This is a genomic window from Leptolyngbya sp. NK1-12 (assembly GCF_032598965.1).
Taxonomy (GTDB): domain Bacteria; phylum Cyanobacteriota; class Cyanobacteriia; order Elainellales; family Elainellaceae; genus Elainella.
Genome location: NZ_CP053586.1, coordinates 6,368,021 through 6,382,061, shown reverse-complemented (window position 1 = coordinate 6,382,061; position 14,041 = coordinate 6,368,021). Strand labels below are relative to the sequence as shown.

The 14,041-nt window shown below is 52.1% G+C and carries 14 protein-coding genes and 1 riboswitch; of the genes, 6 read left to right on the top strand and 8 right to left on the bottom strand.

Translation table 11 applies throughout. The annotated features are described in order from the left end of the window. Positions 1–14: 14 nt before the first annotated feature. A complete protein-coding gene (locus HJG54_RS27410) occupies positions 15–1,247 on the top strand; it encodes a hypothetical protein (RefSeq protein WP_316432408.1) in 1,233 nt (410 codons plus the stop codon). Here HJG54_RS27410 and HJG54_RS27405 read toward each other — a convergent pair. From HJG54_RS27405 to mnmG, 3 genes are read right to left on the bottom strand one after another with little or no spacing between them, the layout of a single operon-like run. Then, complete coding sequence (locus tag HJG54_RS27405; RefSeq protein WP_316432407.1) at positions 1,224–1,715, bottom strand: GNAT family N-acetyltransferase; 492 nt, start codon at positions 1,713–1,715, stop codon at positions 1,224–1,226. The two genes, HJG54_RS27410 and HJG54_RS27405, sit on opposite strands and share 24 nt — an antisense overlap. A 10-nt stretch (positions 1,716–1,725) precedes the next feature. Continuing rightward, on the bottom strand, positions 1,726–2,316 hold the full coding sequence (locus HJG54_RS27400) for a Uma2 family endonuclease (protein WP_316432406.1): 591 nt from the start codon (positions 2,314–2,316) through the stop codon (positions 1,726–1,728). A gap of 30 nt (positions 2,317–2,346) precedes the next feature. Then, positions 2,347–4,251: a tRNA uridine-5-carboxymethylaminomethyl(34) synthesis enzyme MnmG gene (gene mnmG / locus HJG54_RS27395; RefSeq protein WP_316432404.1), complete on the bottom strand. Its 1,905-nt coding sequence runs from the start codon at positions 4,249–4,251 to the stop codon at positions 2,347–2,349. Between the two features lie 202 nt (positions 4,252–4,453). Continuing rightward, positions 4,454–4,555, top strand: a riboswitch (TPP riboswitch). Between the two features lie 8 nt (positions 4,556–4,563). Here mnmG and thiC point away from each other — a divergent pair. Both thiC and HJG54_RS27385 read left to right on the top strand, forming a co-directional pair. Continuing rightward, the gene (thiC, locus tag HJG54_RS27390; RefSeq protein ID WP_316432403.1) at positions 4,564–5,937 is read left to right on the top strand and encodes a phosphomethylpyrimidine synthase; all 1,374 of its coding nucleotides are present in this window, start codon (positions 4,564–4,566) and stop codon (positions 5,935–5,937) included. A 359-nt stretch (positions 5,938–6,296) separates the two neighbouring features. Next, positions 6,297–7,229 (top strand): XdhC family protein, encoded by a 933-nt coding sequence (locus tag HJG54_RS27385; RefSeq protein ID WP_316432402.1) that lies wholly within the window; start codon positions 6,297–6,299, stop codon positions 7,227–7,229. Between the two features lie 20 nt (positions 7,230–7,249). On the opposite strand, the gene HJG54_RS27380 is transcribed toward HJG54_RS27385, so the two are convergent. After that, positions 7,250–8,044 (bottom strand): YdcF family protein, encoded by a 795-nt coding sequence (locus tag HJG54_RS27380; RefSeq protein WP_316432401.1) that lies wholly within the window; start codon positions 8,042–8,044, stop codon positions 7,250–7,252. A 40-nt stretch (positions 8,045–8,084) separates the two neighbouring features. Continuing rightward, positions 8,085–8,678, bottom strand: coding sequence for an MliC family protein (locus HJG54_RS27375; RefSeq protein ID WP_316432400.1), 594 nt, complete (start codon positions 8,676–8,678; stop codon positions 8,085–8,087). Between the two features lie 430 nt (positions 8,679–9,108). On the opposite strand from HJG54_RS27375, the gene HJG54_RS27370 reads away from it, so the two are divergent. From HJG54_RS27370 to HJG54_RS27360, 3 genes are all read left to right on the top strand, one after another. Then, positions 9,109–9,720 (top strand): superoxide dismutase, encoded by a 612-nt coding sequence (locus HJG54_RS27370; protein ID WP_316432399.1) that lies wholly within the window; start codon positions 9,109–9,111, stop codon positions 9,718–9,720. An 87-nt stretch (positions 9,721–9,807) separates the two neighbouring features. Beyond that, complete coding sequence (locus HJG54_RS27365; protein WP_316432398.1) at positions 9,808–10,284, top strand: Dps family protein; 477 nt, start codon at positions 9,808–9,810, stop codon at positions 10,282–10,284. A 327-nt stretch (positions 10,285–10,611) separates the two neighbouring features. After that, positions 10,612–11,595 (top strand): cation diffusion facilitator family transporter, encoded by a 984-nt coding sequence (locus HJG54_RS27360; protein WP_316432397.1) that lies wholly within the window; start codon positions 10,612–10,614, stop codon positions 11,593–11,595. A gap of 4 nt (positions 11,596–11,599) precedes the next feature. On the opposite strand, the gene HJG54_RS27355 is transcribed toward HJG54_RS27360, so the two are convergent. The 3 genes from HJG54_RS27355 to HJG54_RS27345 all read right to left on the bottom strand — a co-directional run bounded on the left by HJG54_RS27355 (position 11,600) and on the right by HJG54_RS27345 (position 13,995). Then, positions 11,600–12,481, bottom strand: a complete 882-nt coding sequence (locus HJG54_RS27355; protein ID WP_316432396.1) for a DMT family transporter — start codon at positions 12,479–12,481, stop codon at positions 11,600–11,602. Between the two features lie 18 nt (positions 12,482–12,499). After that, the gene (locus HJG54_RS27350) at positions 12,500–13,021 is read right to left on the bottom strand and encodes a MarR family winged helix-turn-helix transcriptional regulator (protein ID WP_316432395.1); all 522 of its coding nucleotides are present in this window, start codon (positions 13,019–13,021) and stop codon (positions 12,500–12,502) included. A gap of 200 nt (positions 13,022–13,221) precedes the next feature. Further along, on the bottom strand, positions 13,222–13,995 hold the full coding sequence (locus tag HJG54_RS27345) for an HAD family hydrolase (RefSeq protein WP_316432393.1): 774 nt from the start codon (positions 13,993–13,995) through the stop codon (positions 13,222–13,224). Between the last annotated feature and the right edge of the window lie 46 nt (positions 13,996–14,041).

Here is a 14,041-nt window from a genome sequence, read left to right as displayed (position 1 = left end):
GAGTATTCCGCACGATGGTTGGCCTTTGGTTAGGCTGGCTGCTGCTGATCTGGAGTTATCAGGCGGTGGTCACAGCTCGCTATGACCTGCAACGACCCGACCGGGTGTTGGGTTGGACGGCTGACAGCACCAAGACCGAAAAAACCGCAGACCGCCCTTACCTCAACGACCCATTTCTGAATACCCAAGTCGGCTGGGATTCGGAGTTTTATCTTTCGATTGCGCTACATGGCTATGACGATCCAAAAGTGCGTTCCGTACCACCCGCCCCAGATGCCGAACCGCCATTCAATCGGCCCCTGTCGCTCAACTACGCCTTTTTCCCTGGCTATCCGTACCTGATCCGCTGGCTGGTGATACCGCTGGCTGGGTTGGGCTTATCTCCGATTGCCACCGCAACGTTAGCAGGGTTGATCATCTCAGCACTAGGAACCTTGATTGGTCTAATCGCTCTCTATGATCTGGCGACATACGCTCTGGGCGAATATGCCGGACTGCGGGCAGCTTTTTACCTGCTCAGTTTTCCCACCGGATTTTTCCTAGCCCAAGTTTACACCGAAGGCTTGTTTGTCGGCTTGGCATTTAGTAGTTTGGCTTTGATTCAGCGCAAGTATTGGCTGCCGGCAGCGTTACTGGCTGCACTGGCAACCTTGACGCGAGCCGTAGGCATATTTCTGCTGATTCCCTTACTGTTTGGCATTTTGCGGAGCTTTCGGTTCAGCCGATTTTCTGGGCAAAGTTTTACGTTTCGCGGTTTGTTACAGTTTCTGGTCAAGCTAATTTCGCTCAGCATTCCATTAGCCGTATACCTATACTGGCGAAACTCCTTTTTAGGAGATGCTTTTCAAATTGTTGAAGACCGTTTTTTCAACTGTCGCTTGTTTGATTTACAGGCTGCAACAATGGTCTGGAGGAATGGCTTCATGGCGCTGTTTGGAGATAATTCAGCGACTGTGGTTCACTACGGCATTGAGTTTGCTGCTATTGCATTGGGGTTCTGTAGCTGTTTGATTACCCTAAAGCATTATCCGGGTTTATCCTTGTATGGTTTGGCGATTTTATCCGTTTCCCTTACCTGCGGTACGGCCTGGAGCATGACTCGCTATCTACTAACGATTCCTTCTGTATTTCTAGTACTGGCTCACTGGGGACAATCCCAAGTTTTTGACCGATTGTGGTCGCTGGCCAGTATTTTGTTACTAGCCATGTTCACGGCCTTATTCTCATTCAACTTCTGGGCTGGTTAACGATAAGAGCTTTTCCATCTTGAAGCGCTCAAACTGCACGCCTTTTCGGATGACCCATTCGGTTTCTAGAATTTGGAAGCCCATTTTGAGAAAGAAATGCTTGGAAATGCGGCTGGCTTCAGTGTAGAGGCGGGAATTGCCCTGCTGAATTGCCGCTGCTTCGAGTTGCTGATAAATTGCGCTGGCGCAGCCCTGGCGAGCAAACTGACTAGAGGTATAGAGAAACGCCACATGCCCCGATGCTTCGAGCTGACCAAAAGCGACAACTTGATGCTCCACTACGGCTACCAGGGTTAAACCGCGACTCAACTGTTGTCGAAATGCCTCGATCTGCTCTGGATAGGAAGCCCAAATAGCTACCTGCTGAGGATTATAGGCGCTAGAGCCAGTTCCAATCACCGCATCTCGAAACACTGCGACGATAGCTTCGGCATCCGAGGGTTGATAGGGACGAATGATCATAAGCATTGGGGCTGTCTCAAGCAAGTTTGAAGATGTCCATTGCCGTCAAATTCAGGGTACCAATCGATGAAATGATGGGTGTATTCCCCTGAAACCTGCCCATTTCTTGATAATCGTCTTGATGATTGATTAATTCCAGTACAATCACCACTTGGCGTTCTGGGTCAATCAACCAATATTCTGGAATGTTGCGTTTAGCATACTGTGCTCGTTTACGGTTATAGTCACGCTCTCGATTACTCTGGCCCGGACTGACGACTTCAACCACCAAACGAGGTGGCGGCATTTCCAAGGTAATCGTGAGACGGCGCTGCGTTAGCGGCAAATGTTCCTGGCGTAAGACCACGAGATCCGGATAGCGGTTGGCAGCATCACCGGGTTGCAGGACGGGTACTTGCAGCTCACAGGCATGGGGATGAACCAATCGCAGCGGAATACCCGCATTGACCAACTTCAGAAACAGAAAATTGGCGATCGAAAGATTAAACTCGGATTCGGGCGGCAATTCGATTAACTCTCCATCAATCCATTCATAGCGGTTGTCCAGATCGGCGCTGTGCGACAAATACTCTTGAAAGGTAGAGAATTGGGGTTTGGCTTGAGTCATCCTGACCTCCACAATTGGCTCAACGCCGCCTTACTTCACCGCCATCTGCCGCGACTGCACTTCCAGATACAGCAGCAATGCATTCACATCGGCTGGGTTAACGCCACCAATGCGAGAGGCTTGACCAATCGTTAGGGGTTTGACCTGGGCCAGTTTTTCGCGGGCTTCTTTAGATAGGGTATCGATGGCGTGGTAGTCCAGATCGGCGGGTAGAGGCCGGTTCGACTGACGGGCAATTTGATCGATCTGATGCTGTTGGCGCTGCAAGTAGCCCGCATACTTGATGTCGATTTCCGCTCCTTCCCGTTCGGCGGGTACGAGACTGGGGTTGCCGAGATTGTAGCGATTCAGATCGACATAGTGGAAGCCGGGACGCCGCAGCAAATCGGCTAGCGTAATCGAGCCTTTGATTGCCTGTTGGGTGTCGGCCACAATCTGCTGACCAAGCGGCTCATGCTCTTTGACGCGAGTGGTGTGCAGGCGTTCTTTTTCGGCAACAATGTTGGTCTGTTTGGTTTGAAACAACTGCCAACGGCGGTCGTCGATTAGGCCGATTTCGCGTCCTAAGGGCGTCAGGCGCTGATCGGCATTGTCAGAGCGCAGCAGCAGGCGATATTCCGAGCGCGAGGTCAGCATCCGGTAGGGTTCGCGCAGATCTTTGGTACAGAGATCGTCGATCAGGGTGCCGATATAGCTCTGCTCGCGGGGAAAGACGATCAGATCCTGTCCGCGTACCAAACGAGCCGCGTTGATTCCGGCCACGAGTCCCTGAGCGGCAGCTTCTTCGTAACCCGTGGTGCCGTTAATTTGCCCTGCACAGAACAGGCCAGAGATTTTTTTGGTCATCAGCGTCGGGTAGCACTGGGTGGCAGGCAGGTAGTCGTACTCCACGGCATAGGCCGGACGCAGCATGACGCAGCTCTCCAGACCGGGCAGCGAGCGCAACATTTGTAGCTGGAGATTTTCTGGCAAGCCGGTCGAGAAGCCCTGGATATAGAGTTCGGGAATATCGCGGCCTTCGGGTTCAATGAAGATCTGGTGCGATTCTTTGTCGGCAAAGCGGACAATTTTGTCTTCGATGCTGGGGCAATAGCGCGGTCCTTTGGCATCCACCCACCCACCGTAGACCGGCGACAGATGCAGGTTCTCCCGAATCAGCCGATGGGTTTCAGCCGTGGTGCGAGTCAGGTAACAACACATCTGCTCCCGCTCGACCCAAACTTCTGGATCAAAGCTAAACCAGCGAGTTTCGGGATCGCCGGGTTGGGGTTCCATTTTGCTGTAGTCTACCGAGCGGCGGTCTACTCGTGCGGGAGTGCCGGTTTTCAAGCGTCCGGTTTCAAAGCCGAGGCGATTCAGCGTCTCGGTCAAGCCTTCGGCGGCAAACTCACCGGCTCGGCCCGCTGCCATTGATTTGTTACCAACCCAGATGCGCCCGCCCAAAAAGGTGCCTGTGGTCAACACCACCGCTTTGCACTCAAACGCGACGCCAAAGTAGGTTTCCACTCCAATCACTTCGTCATTGGTCCCCAGCACCAAATCCGTCACCATGCCTTCGCGCACCGAGAGGTTGGGCTGATTCTCCACAATCGTTTTCATCACGGCGGCGTATTCCCGCTTATCGGTTTGTGCCCGCAGCGCCCACACAGCAGGTCCGCGCGAAATGTTCAGCACCCGCTTTTGCAGATAGGTGCGGTCTGCCATTTTGCCAATTTCGCCGCCTAGGGCATCCACCTCGTGGGTCAACTGCGATTTCGCCGGACCGCCCACTGCCGGATTACAAGGCTGCCAAGCAATTTTGTCGAGGTTCAGGGTCAGCAGCAGCGTCCGACAGCCTAAGCGAGCCGCCGCCAGTGCCGCTTCACAGCCGGAATGCCCAGCCCCAACGACAATCACATCAAAATAATCTTGGAAGGTAACGGCAGACGAGTTCATGGGGTTTATGCTTGGTTTGTGCTGGAATTGCGGATGCTATTACTATTTTCGATGTTAGCGGTTGGGTCGGCAACTGTTGGGGGTGGGGGTGGATGAGTGAGGGGTGAGGGGTGGGGGGTGAGGGGTGGTTGAATCTATCAAGTTTTTTGACATTCTTCGGAATGTGGTGAGTCCGCTGGCTGAATGCGGTGCTACAATCGGTTCGCATAGCTAGGGGTGCCTGAGGCTTTTTTCCAGGCTGAGATTACACCCTTAGAACCTGAGTCCGGCTAGCACCGGCGGAGGGAAGCTGTCTACAACGAGGAATTAAATATGCGAGCTGATTGGATTGCCAAGCGGCAGGGGCACAGCAATGTGTCGCAAATGCACTATGCCCGTCAAGATGTGTTCACGGAAGAGATGCAGTTCGTGGCGATGCGCGAAAATCTGCCGGTCGAACTGATTCGGGATGAAGTGGCGCGGGGGCGGATGATTATTCCGGCGAATATTAACCATGTGAATTTGGAGCCGATGTGTATTGGGATTGCTTCTAAATGCAAAGTGAATGCCAATATTGGTGCCTCGCCTAACTCTTCAGATATCGAAGCGGAATTGGAGAAGTTGCGTCTGGCCGTAAAATACGGAGCCGATACGGTAATGGATCTGTCTACGGGCGGCGGAAATTTGGATGAAATTCGTACTGCTATCATCCAAGCTTCGCCTGTACCGATTGGAACGGTGCCGGTTTATCAAGCCCTAGAAAGCGTCCACGGCAGAGTGGAAAACCTGACGCCGGATGACTTTTTACATGTAATCGAAAAGCAGGCGCAGCAAGGCGTGGACTACATGACCATTCATGCGGGCATTTTAATCGAACATTTGCCGCTGGTGCGAAATCGGCTCACGGGCATTGTTTCGCGAGGAGGCGGCATTCTAGCCAAATGGATGCTGCACCATCACAAGCAAAATCCTCTCTACACTCACTTTCATGACATCATCGAAATCTTCAAACGCTATGATGTGTCGTTCAGCTTAGGTGACTCGCTGCGTCCGGGTTGCCTCCACGATGCCTCAGATGCGGCCCAGCTCGCTGAGCTAAAAACTCTAGGACAGTTGACCCGCAAAGCCTGGGAACACGACGTGCAGGTGATGGTTGAAGGCCCAGGCCATGTGCCGATGGATCAAATCGAGTTCAACGTCCGCAAACAAATGGAGGAATGCAGCGAAGCGCCCTTCTATGTCTTGGGTCCGCTCGTCACCGATATTGCCCCCGGCTACGACCACATTACCTCGGCGATTGGAGCGGCCATGGCTGGTTGGTACGGCACGGCAATGCTCTGCTATGTGACGCCGAAAGAACACCTGGGGCTACCCAACGCCGAAGATGTGCGCAACGGATTGATCGCCTACAAAATAGCAGCCCACGCGGCAGATATCGCCCGCCACCGAGCTGGAGCCAGAGACCGAGATGATGAATTGTCGCGTGCTCGCTATCAGTTTGACTGGAACCGTCAGTTTGAGCTGGCCCTTGATCCAGATCGCGCCCGCGAATACCACGACGAAACCCTACCAGCCGATATCTACAAAACCGCAGAGTTCTGCTCGATGTGCGGCCCCAAGTTTTGCCCAATGCAGACAAAGGTGGATGCAGAAGCGCTGACGGAGTTGGAGAAGTTTTTGGCGAGTGAGGCGGTGGGGATGAGTTGAGGGAGATGGGGAAGTTGAGGGAGATGGGGAAGATGGCGGCTCGTGAGCCTCGCCGAACGGGGGAGATGGGGATGTTTATACGGATCGGCTCATTTTGAATCGCTGAACCTTCGGACGGATGCAGCTCAGGGGAGAGCAAGAGAGCGGGAACGGTCCTAATCGTTTTGACGGAGGCTATACATTAGCAGGAATACAGAACCCATAACATAGAGTCCTGAACAAACTCCCTCATCTCCCTCGTTCGGCGAGGCTCACGAGCCGCCACCTCCTCCATCATCCCCATCACTCCCACCTTCCCCACTTCCAGAATGACGATCGCCTGTTTTCGCAAACTTACTGAGCTCCTACCATCTAGCCCCGTGGTGCTAGCAACCGTGGTGCAAACGCAGGGATCGGTGCCGCGGGAAGTGGGTGCCAAAATGCTGATTGGAAGCGATGGGTTCACATTCGGCACGATTGGGGGCGGAGCCGGCGAGGCAAAGGTGATTCGGCAGGCTGAGCAGGTGCTGGAGACAGGTCAAAAACAAATGGTGATAGTCGATTTAACTGGCGCAGCCCATCGAGACACACAGGGCATTTGTGGCGGCATGATGCAAGTGTGGCTGGAGCGTTGGACAGGCGCAGCAGCACAGACATTAGCACAGCAAATTTTGATGCGCCTAGAAACCGGACAAACGGCGACGTTGGTAATACCATTTGAGTCAAATCAATCGCCTTATTTAGTTGATACAGACGTTGGCGTTCTCAGTGGAAGCGCGATTAATGACGAAAATACATTCATAGGAACGTTACAACCACCTCCTACATTACTAATTGTTGGCGCAGGGCATGTCGGTATGCAGTTAGCCAAAATAGCTGATATGATTGGCTTTCAGGTGATGGTGCAGGATGACCGCTCGGAATGGGCCAATTCTCAACATTATCCTCAAGCCACGAAGATTTTTGCAGAACTGACAACGGCACTGACTGATTTGGCAACTCATCCGCAGCTATTTGCGGCTTTAGTGACACGTGGATATCAGTATGATCTAGCCGCGCTAACGGGTTTACTGCAACGCCCAATTCCTTGTCGCTACATTGGTATGATTGGCAGCAAGAAGCGCGTTCGGCAGGTCTTGCAGACGGTTGAGCAAAACGGCATTTCTCGCAGCCAACTGCAATCGATCTATGCTCCGATTGGTTTGGATATTGGTGCGTTAACACCAGAAGAGATCGCCGTCAGTATTGCGGCTGAATTAATCTGGGTACAGCGCGGCGGCAGTGGTCGTCCTTTGTCAGAGAAGTCAGATTAGAATCATGCAAATCATGCAACCTATCCACGCGGTTTTTGCTGCTGTTCCCCATAGTTACGGGCTTGCTGCACCAGCGTTGTCAAAGCTGGGTCGTTCCAATCGTTAATGCGTGTTCTAAACCATAGCTCGTGTAGACCCGATGTCACCAGAAATATGGTTTCACGTAGCGATAAAAGCGTTTTGTCGATCCAGGGCAGGGCCGGCAGTGGAGCAACATGCGGCACGACGCGAAACCCTTGAGACTGGAAATCTAGCAGCGAGCGCCACATGTGGGGACCGTCAGTCACTAGTAGAATCTGCCGGATGCCCTGCGGTTGCAAAACAGCAGATGAGAACAAGGCATTTTGTGGAGTGGTGAGAGAGCAGTTTTCGCCATCTAGAGCCGTGGGTGGAATGCCTTTAGCTGCTATTTGCGCCAGCATTTGCGGTGTATCGTTAATGCCGCTAGAAAAAATCAGCGGTGCTCGCTTGGCTCGCCACAATCTAGCCGCTGCATCTACCCGTGCTGCTTGCCAACCCGGACCACGCCCTAAAATCACGATCGCCTCAACAGGTGTACCCGGATCCGACGGCAATCCCAGCGTCAGCACCCGATCGCTAATTGATAGCCCAATCAGGATAATCACCGTTAACCCCATCAACCAACTCAAGCGCGCAGCCCGATGCCGTTTTCGCCACCCCAGCCAGCTCAGTCCCGCCACAATTGCCAGCAGCAGTGCCAGCAGCAGCGGCAACCGTAGCCAGTCCAAGCTGCCCCAGCTAATGATCAGAGGAACTGCACTAAAGGGGCGATTGCATTGGGGAGATTCAAACATAGGGGAATCTTTGAATGGGGAATCTTTGAATGCCAAATTTTTACCACAGGCCAGGTATCGGCCGAGCAGGCGGCTGGGTGCTGGCAGCTTCGGCTAAGCAGTCCCGGTAAACCATCGTGCCATTGACCTCAACAAATGCTTCGTTACCCTTTGAAGCGAGGGTAGTGATGCCGTCCGAATAGCGAATACCCGAACCCGAAACCACCTGCGGCAAAGTGAGGGTACGACCATCGAGCACTAGCTCAACACTGTCATCCAAATAGTGAGCCGAGAAAGAGCGGCCATCCCGGCACTGATAGGTCACCCGCTGGGAAGTAGATTGAGATGAAGAAACAGCCTGTCCCACACAATTGCGATAGGTTTGCTCCCCGTTTTCCTCGATAAACGCCTGATTGCCCTTAGTAAAGAGAGTGATCTGACCATTCGAGTAGCGAGCACCCGAAGCCGACACCACACTCGGCAGCGTCACCGAGTCAGCACCGCGCATTACCTGAGCCGCATCACCCGCATACTCAACCCGAAACGAACGCCCCGCCTCACACTGATACTCCACCAGCCGCACCTGAGCCTGAGCCGACAGAGGCATTGCCATCAACAAGGGAAGGGCCACTGCCCCATATTGAACCCACTTCATCACACACTTCTCCAAAGATTGTTTGAAGATTGAACTTGCAGCCGCCAGACTAAACCATTCCAATTTACCTTTACATCCTGAGACCCAAAAATCAGCCCAAAAGTTGCTGTCTTCCCTATCTCCCCCACCTTCTCCACCCCCTCTAGCCTTTCCCTTCAACTCAAAACTTAAAACTCAAAACTCAAAATTCAAAACTTACCCCCTCTCCCAATCGGAGGATATTTCCAATCCGGGTTGCAACTCATACTCATAATGACTATGATTTAGATATGGAGTGAAAGGAAGCTTAATTTGGTTGGTTGTATTTAGTTGATCGTCAGCTGATCAGATGATCAACAGCTTGAGAGGACTATCTGCTGGACGACATGAGATAGGCAGCTCTAGACCTCAATTCAGTTTTGAAGTTTAAGTTCGATAAGGAGAGTTTCTGATGGCTCACAATCTTGCGCCATTACCCTATGACTATGCGGCACTGGAACCCTACATTGATGCGCAAACCATGCAGTTGCATCACGACAAGCACCACGCTGCTTATGTGAACAATCTCAACACCGCTCTGGCTAACTATTCAGACTTGCAGGCTAAATCGGTCGAGGAGTTGGTGGCTGATTTGAACGCCGTGCCTGAAGCAATTCGGACAGCAGTTCGCAACAATGGCGGTGGTCATGTCAACCACACGATGTTCTGGCAAATTATGCGTCCGAATGGCGGTGGAGAACCGACTGGTGCCTTGGGAGACGCGATTAGCTCCACCTTTGGTGACTTCGATACCTTCAAGCAGCGGTTCAACGAAGCGGGGGCCAAGCACTTTGGCAGCGGCTGGGTTTGGCTAGTGATCAGCCCCGAACAAACGCTGCAAATTACTACCACACCCAATCAAGACAGCCCGATTACCACTGGTGCTAAGCCCATTTTTGGCAATGATGTCTGGGAACACGCCTACTATCTGAAATACCAGAACCGCCGCCCAGAGTACCTGGATGCTTGGTGGAATGTGCTGAACTGGGAAGAAATTGAACGTCGATTTGCTGCAATGCGTTAGGACCACTGCCAAATGTATTCTAAGCAATGGCGCAATCGGCAGAACAACTGTATAAGTTAAACATGGAGTCAAGGAGATACATCAGCTATGACTGCAACGCTACAAACTCAACAAACCGTGGTTGAAACCCTCAATCGCGAGCAAGCTAATGCGTTAGTCGCCTACCTCAACTACAAAAAGTATCACTGGCTCACCTATGGACCCCTGTTCCGTGATCTGCATTTGCTATTTGAGGAACAAGGCGCAGAAGTGTTTGCCATGATCGACGAGTTGGCAGAACGCAGCTTGATGCTAGATGGTGCCCCCGTGGCCGATCCCGCTGATTATCTACCAACCGCAACCGTGCAGCCCTCGACGGGTAAACTGGCGGTACGGGAGATGGTGGAGGAAGCAATTGCCACCCACGATCGAATCATCCAAGAGATGCATCAGGATGCAGAAATTGCCACCGAGGCTGGTGATATTGGTACGGCAGACCTCTATACTCGCTTAGTGCAGATGCATCAAAAGCATCGCTGGTTTCTGAAGGAAATCCTCAAGAAAGGCGACGGGTTAGTGTCCTAACCAATTGGCTGCTCTGAAGCAGATTTCTTCTCCAACTCATTCCCTAGTTGAATAGATGTCTTGCCCCTGATGTGCCGAATTGGCAGCAGGGGTTTTTTGTCGCTTGTGAATTTGCGGTAGAAGAAATAATCTGAGTCTAATCAATCACTGCTCGGCGTCGGAGAATTCCTCCAACGTTTGGGCCGATAGGAGATTGGAAAAATCCTAGCCTTGGACCATTTTGATCCCAACTTGGCGCAATTGCTTGACTTGGAGTGTTTGACTTGGAGTGCTTGACTTGGAGTGCTTGACTTGATCCACTGTCTCAACGTCTTCTTCTGAATTGATATGGGATACACTACCTGGTATTCAGACAGTTTGGCCTTCATGGATTCAACCCACTCCTCAGGGCGTCCAGCCCGCTTCTATGCTTGGCTTTCGATTGTGGCCTCGCTCGTGATCATTACGCTCAAAACACTGGCGTATCTGGTTACGGGTTCGGTGGGGCTGCTGTCGGATGCCGTGGAGTCGATTGCCAATGTAGTAGCGGCTGGAGTCGCACTGTGGGCGTTGACCTTAGCCAGTCGGCCTCCCGATGCAGTGCATGCCTTTGGTCATTCTAAAGCCGAATATTTCTCCAGTGCGCTAGAAGGCGTTTTGATTCTAGTCGCAGCAGGTGGGATTGCAGTTGCGGCAGGTGGACGGTTGTTTCATCCCCAACCTTTAGAGTCGGTAGGACTGGGTCTAGTTCTAAGCATCGTTTCTTCGGGTATTAATGCAACCGTGGCGTGGATTTTGCTGCAAGCCTCGCATCGGTTACGATCGATCACCCTGCGGGCCGATGCCTATCATCTGCTGACCGATGTGTGGACTTCGATTGGGGTGATTCTAGGAATTGTGGTGGTCAAATTGACCGGCTGGCTGGTGCTGGATCCGCTGATTGCGCTAGGAGTAGCAGCCAACATTGTCTGGACGGGCATCAAGCTGCTGCGGGAAACGGGGTCAAGCTTGCTGGATGCAGCCTTACCGACCGATATGCAGGAAACCATTCTGTTGATTTTGGATGAATACAAACGGCAAGGCATTCAGTTTCATGCGTTGCGGACGCGCGTAGCCGGATCGCGGGGTTTTGTTTCGTTTCATGTGCTGGTGCCAGGGCAATGGACGGTGCAACAAGGCCACAATCTTTGTGAAGCAATTGAGCTGGCTTTATTAAAAGCGCTGCCTGGAATTTATGTGATGACGCATTTAGAACCGTTAGAGGATCCGGCGTCCTGGCAAGATGAGCAATTAGATCGGCTGATTTCTCCAGATTCGAGTGGAAACGGGTGATGGCCTAGGCCGGTTTGAGCCGATGGGCGCAGTAGGAAGAGGCAATGACTAAGCCTCCACCGATGGATTGGGCAAGACTGAGCTGTTCACCCAGGATCACAATAGCGCTGACAACTCCAAACACAGGAATTAGGGCGATATAGAATGCCGCATGGCTGACCGGCAGGTTTTGCAACGCAATCAGATAAAGCAAAAATGCCAACGCATACTGCATGATGCCGGAGCCGATTGCCAATAACCAAAAGGGCCAAGAAATTCCAATTGCGCTGATTTCGTAGTTGGGATTCACCACAGATAAAATTCCAAACCCGCTTACGGTCGCGATCAAACCTACGAGCTGCTGGGACGAGGTAAGCTGTAGCGGATCGACAGTCGAAATCTGCTTTTTGCTCAAAAGCACATACACCACCGCGAAGAGGGTGCCTAGCAGCACGAGTAAATCTCCCGTTAACGAAGCCTGATTCGCGCCTGCTGTATCCTGCAACATCAGCAGCACTATTCCTAAAAAACTGATGCTAGCCAGCAATACTTTGATTGGTGTTAACTTCTCTCCCAAAAAAATCGCTGCAAATAGGATGGTCAAAATGACTTCTGAGGAGCCAATCAAAGTTGCGTTGCTGGCGGTTGTCAGTTGCACCCCAAAGATGCTGACCATGTAAGCCAAGGCAGGTTCAAATATACCGGCTATGCCTTGCTGAAGCTGATGCCAGGAACAGGGAAACTGACGATTTTGCAAGTAACAAGCAGTGACTAGAAACCCAACACTAGCGCTGAGTTGGATGATCAGCAGCGTAGTTGGGGCAATTTCTGAGAGGGCAATTTTGGTCAACGTCACCCCGACCCCCCAGCAAAAGGCATAACTGAGGGCAATGATAGTTTTTTTCATGATGCCATTCTGATTCGACTAATCGGATTCAACTAAGCGACAGTATTGCTGTTCCACAGGGCAGCGATCGCCCGGACACACTTCCTCTTCACAGAGGCGGCAAATGGCATAGGCCCTTAGCTCATCGGTAGTCATGGCTGCTAGCATTTTTTCGAGCAGCTTCGTCAACTGCTTCCGCTCAGCGGCAGACAAAGACTGAACTGCAACCTGCAACTGCTGACGGCGCTCCGCTAGAATGGCTCGGCGTCGTTCAAATCCGGCTTCGGTAAGAAACAACGCCAATGTTCGCCCATCTGTTCCAGCTCGACGCTCTACCAAGCCTTGTGTCTCCAATCGATCAATTAAACGCACGGTGCCTGGATGGGATAGGTTGAGAATTTGCCGTAATTCGTTAATCGAGAGTCCTGGTTCTGCGCCCAACGTGACCAGTGCCGCAGGCGTTTCACCTCCTCCCGTATTGGCCGTTACCACCGCATTCAAAGCATCTACGATGCTCAGAGCCAATGCCCCTAGTAGATTCAGACTTCTTTCCTCATCCATAGCGCCATCAGACCACTCTTATCCTATATGTATGCATTATGCATATTTTTAATGTCGGTGTAAAGGAAAAATCCTTGATTTTGAAATTTTGGATTCGGTGTTTTGACTCCTGATTGTCCGCCAAATCTCTAAAGAGTCAAATTATGTCAGTCCTTAGTTTTGAGTCAACTTCTGACTCCTGACTCCTAACTCCTAATCAATCACCACTCCGCAAAATCCCGGCAAAACTGCTCCAGTGATATCTGCCGAATTCTCGAATCATCCGCAATCGCAGCTCGTTCGGCCGCCGTATTGTAGCCCCAGGTCGCTAAGAAGAGTTGAACATCCTCTAGATCGGGCAGTTGCTCCACGACTTGTAGCGTCTTCAACCGGTCTTCCACAAACCAGAATACGGCATCGGGTTGCTCGGCTTTGAGCTGGCGCAAAATCTGGTGTTTCGGCAGCTTCACTTCTTTGCCAAAGATGCGTAAGTTTGATAAATCAATGTCGTACTGCTGCAAGAGCTGCTGAATGAATCGCCCTTCTTTGGTGCTGATGATGACCACTTGAATGGAGTTGAGCCAAAGCGTCAGTTGCTCTGCCACACCAGGATAGAGGTACTGCTCAGCCAGCCAGCTTGTCGGATCGGAGGCAATCCAGTGGTCACGAATGCCGTCTACTTCGGCGGCTAGGATAGCAGCACTGAGTCCTTCCTGCTTCAGCAGCTGCTGGGCTAATTGGTCCCAGTCCTGCGCCATTTCGGTTTCGCTATAGCCGGTGAGCAAGGCCCGCAGCAACAGCGGCATTTCCCACCCCGTAGCAATCAAAGGCCGGACGCGATAGAACTGCTCTGCTAAACCAATTGGCGGAACTGGATCAGTGAGTTGCCAGAGGTGGCAGTAGGCGCGCCATGCGGTTTGGAAGTATTCCTTCATGCCGTCGCACAGCACGCCATCATAGTCGAGGGCTAGAACCGTAGGGGGGGGATTGACCATAGTTAACGCTATCGCTCGCTCACACTGCTTTAACCCTACCGTAATT

Excerpts from the sequence above, each read along its gene's own strand:
- HJG54_RS27380 (WP_316432401.1), bottom strand. The coding sequence starts at position 8,044 with ATGTTTGAATCTCCCCAATGCAATCGCCCCTTTAGTGCAGTTCCTCTG.
- HJG54_RS27360 (WP_316432397.1), top strand. The coding sequence starts at position 10,612 with ATGGGATACACTACCTGGTATTCAGACAGTTTGGCCTTCATGGATTCA.
- HJG54_RS27345 (WP_316432393.1), bottom strand. The coding sequence starts at position 13,995 with ATGGTCAATCCCCCCCCTACGGTTCTAGCCCTCGACTATGATGGCGTG.
- thiC (WP_316432403.1), top strand. The coding sequence starts at position 4,564 with ATGCGAGCTGATTGGATTGCCAAGCGGCAGGGGCACAGCAATGTGTCG.
- HJG54_RS27355 (WP_316432396.1), bottom strand. The coding sequence starts at position 12,481 with ATGAAAAAAACTATCATTGCCCTCAGTTATGCCTTTTGCTGGGGGGTC.
- HJG54_RS27365 (WP_316432398.1), top strand. The coding sequence starts at position 9,808 with ATGACTGCAACGCTACAAACTCAACAAACCGTGGTTGAAACCCTCAAT.
- HJG54_RS27410 (WP_316432408.1), top strand. The coding sequence starts at position 15 with ATGGTTGGCCTTTGGTTAGGCTGGCTGCTGCTGATCTGGAGTTATCAG.
- HJG54_RS27400 (WP_316432406.1), bottom strand. The coding sequence starts at position 2,316 with ATGACTCAAGCCAAACCCCAATTCTCTACCTTTCAAGAGTATTTGTCG.
- HJG54_RS27375 (WP_316432400.1), bottom strand. The coding sequence starts at position 8,678 with ATGAAGTGGGTTCAATATGGGGCAGTGGCCCTTCCCTTGTTGATGGCA.
- HJG54_RS27370 (WP_316432399.1), top strand. The coding sequence starts at position 9,109 with ATGGCTCACAATCTTGCGCCATTACCCTATGACTATGCGGCACTGGAA.
- mnmG (WP_316432404.1), bottom strand. The coding sequence starts at position 4,251 with ATGAACTCGTCTGCCGTTACCTTCCAAGATTATTTTGATGTGATTGTC.
- HJG54_RS27350 (WP_316432395.1), bottom strand. The coding sequence starts at position 13,021 with ATGGATGAGGAAAGAAGTCTGAATCTACTAGGGGCATTGGCTCTGAGC.
- HJG54_RS27405 (WP_316432407.1), bottom strand. The coding sequence starts at position 1,715 with ATGCTTATGATCATTCGTCCCTATCAACCCTCGGATGCCGAAGCTATC.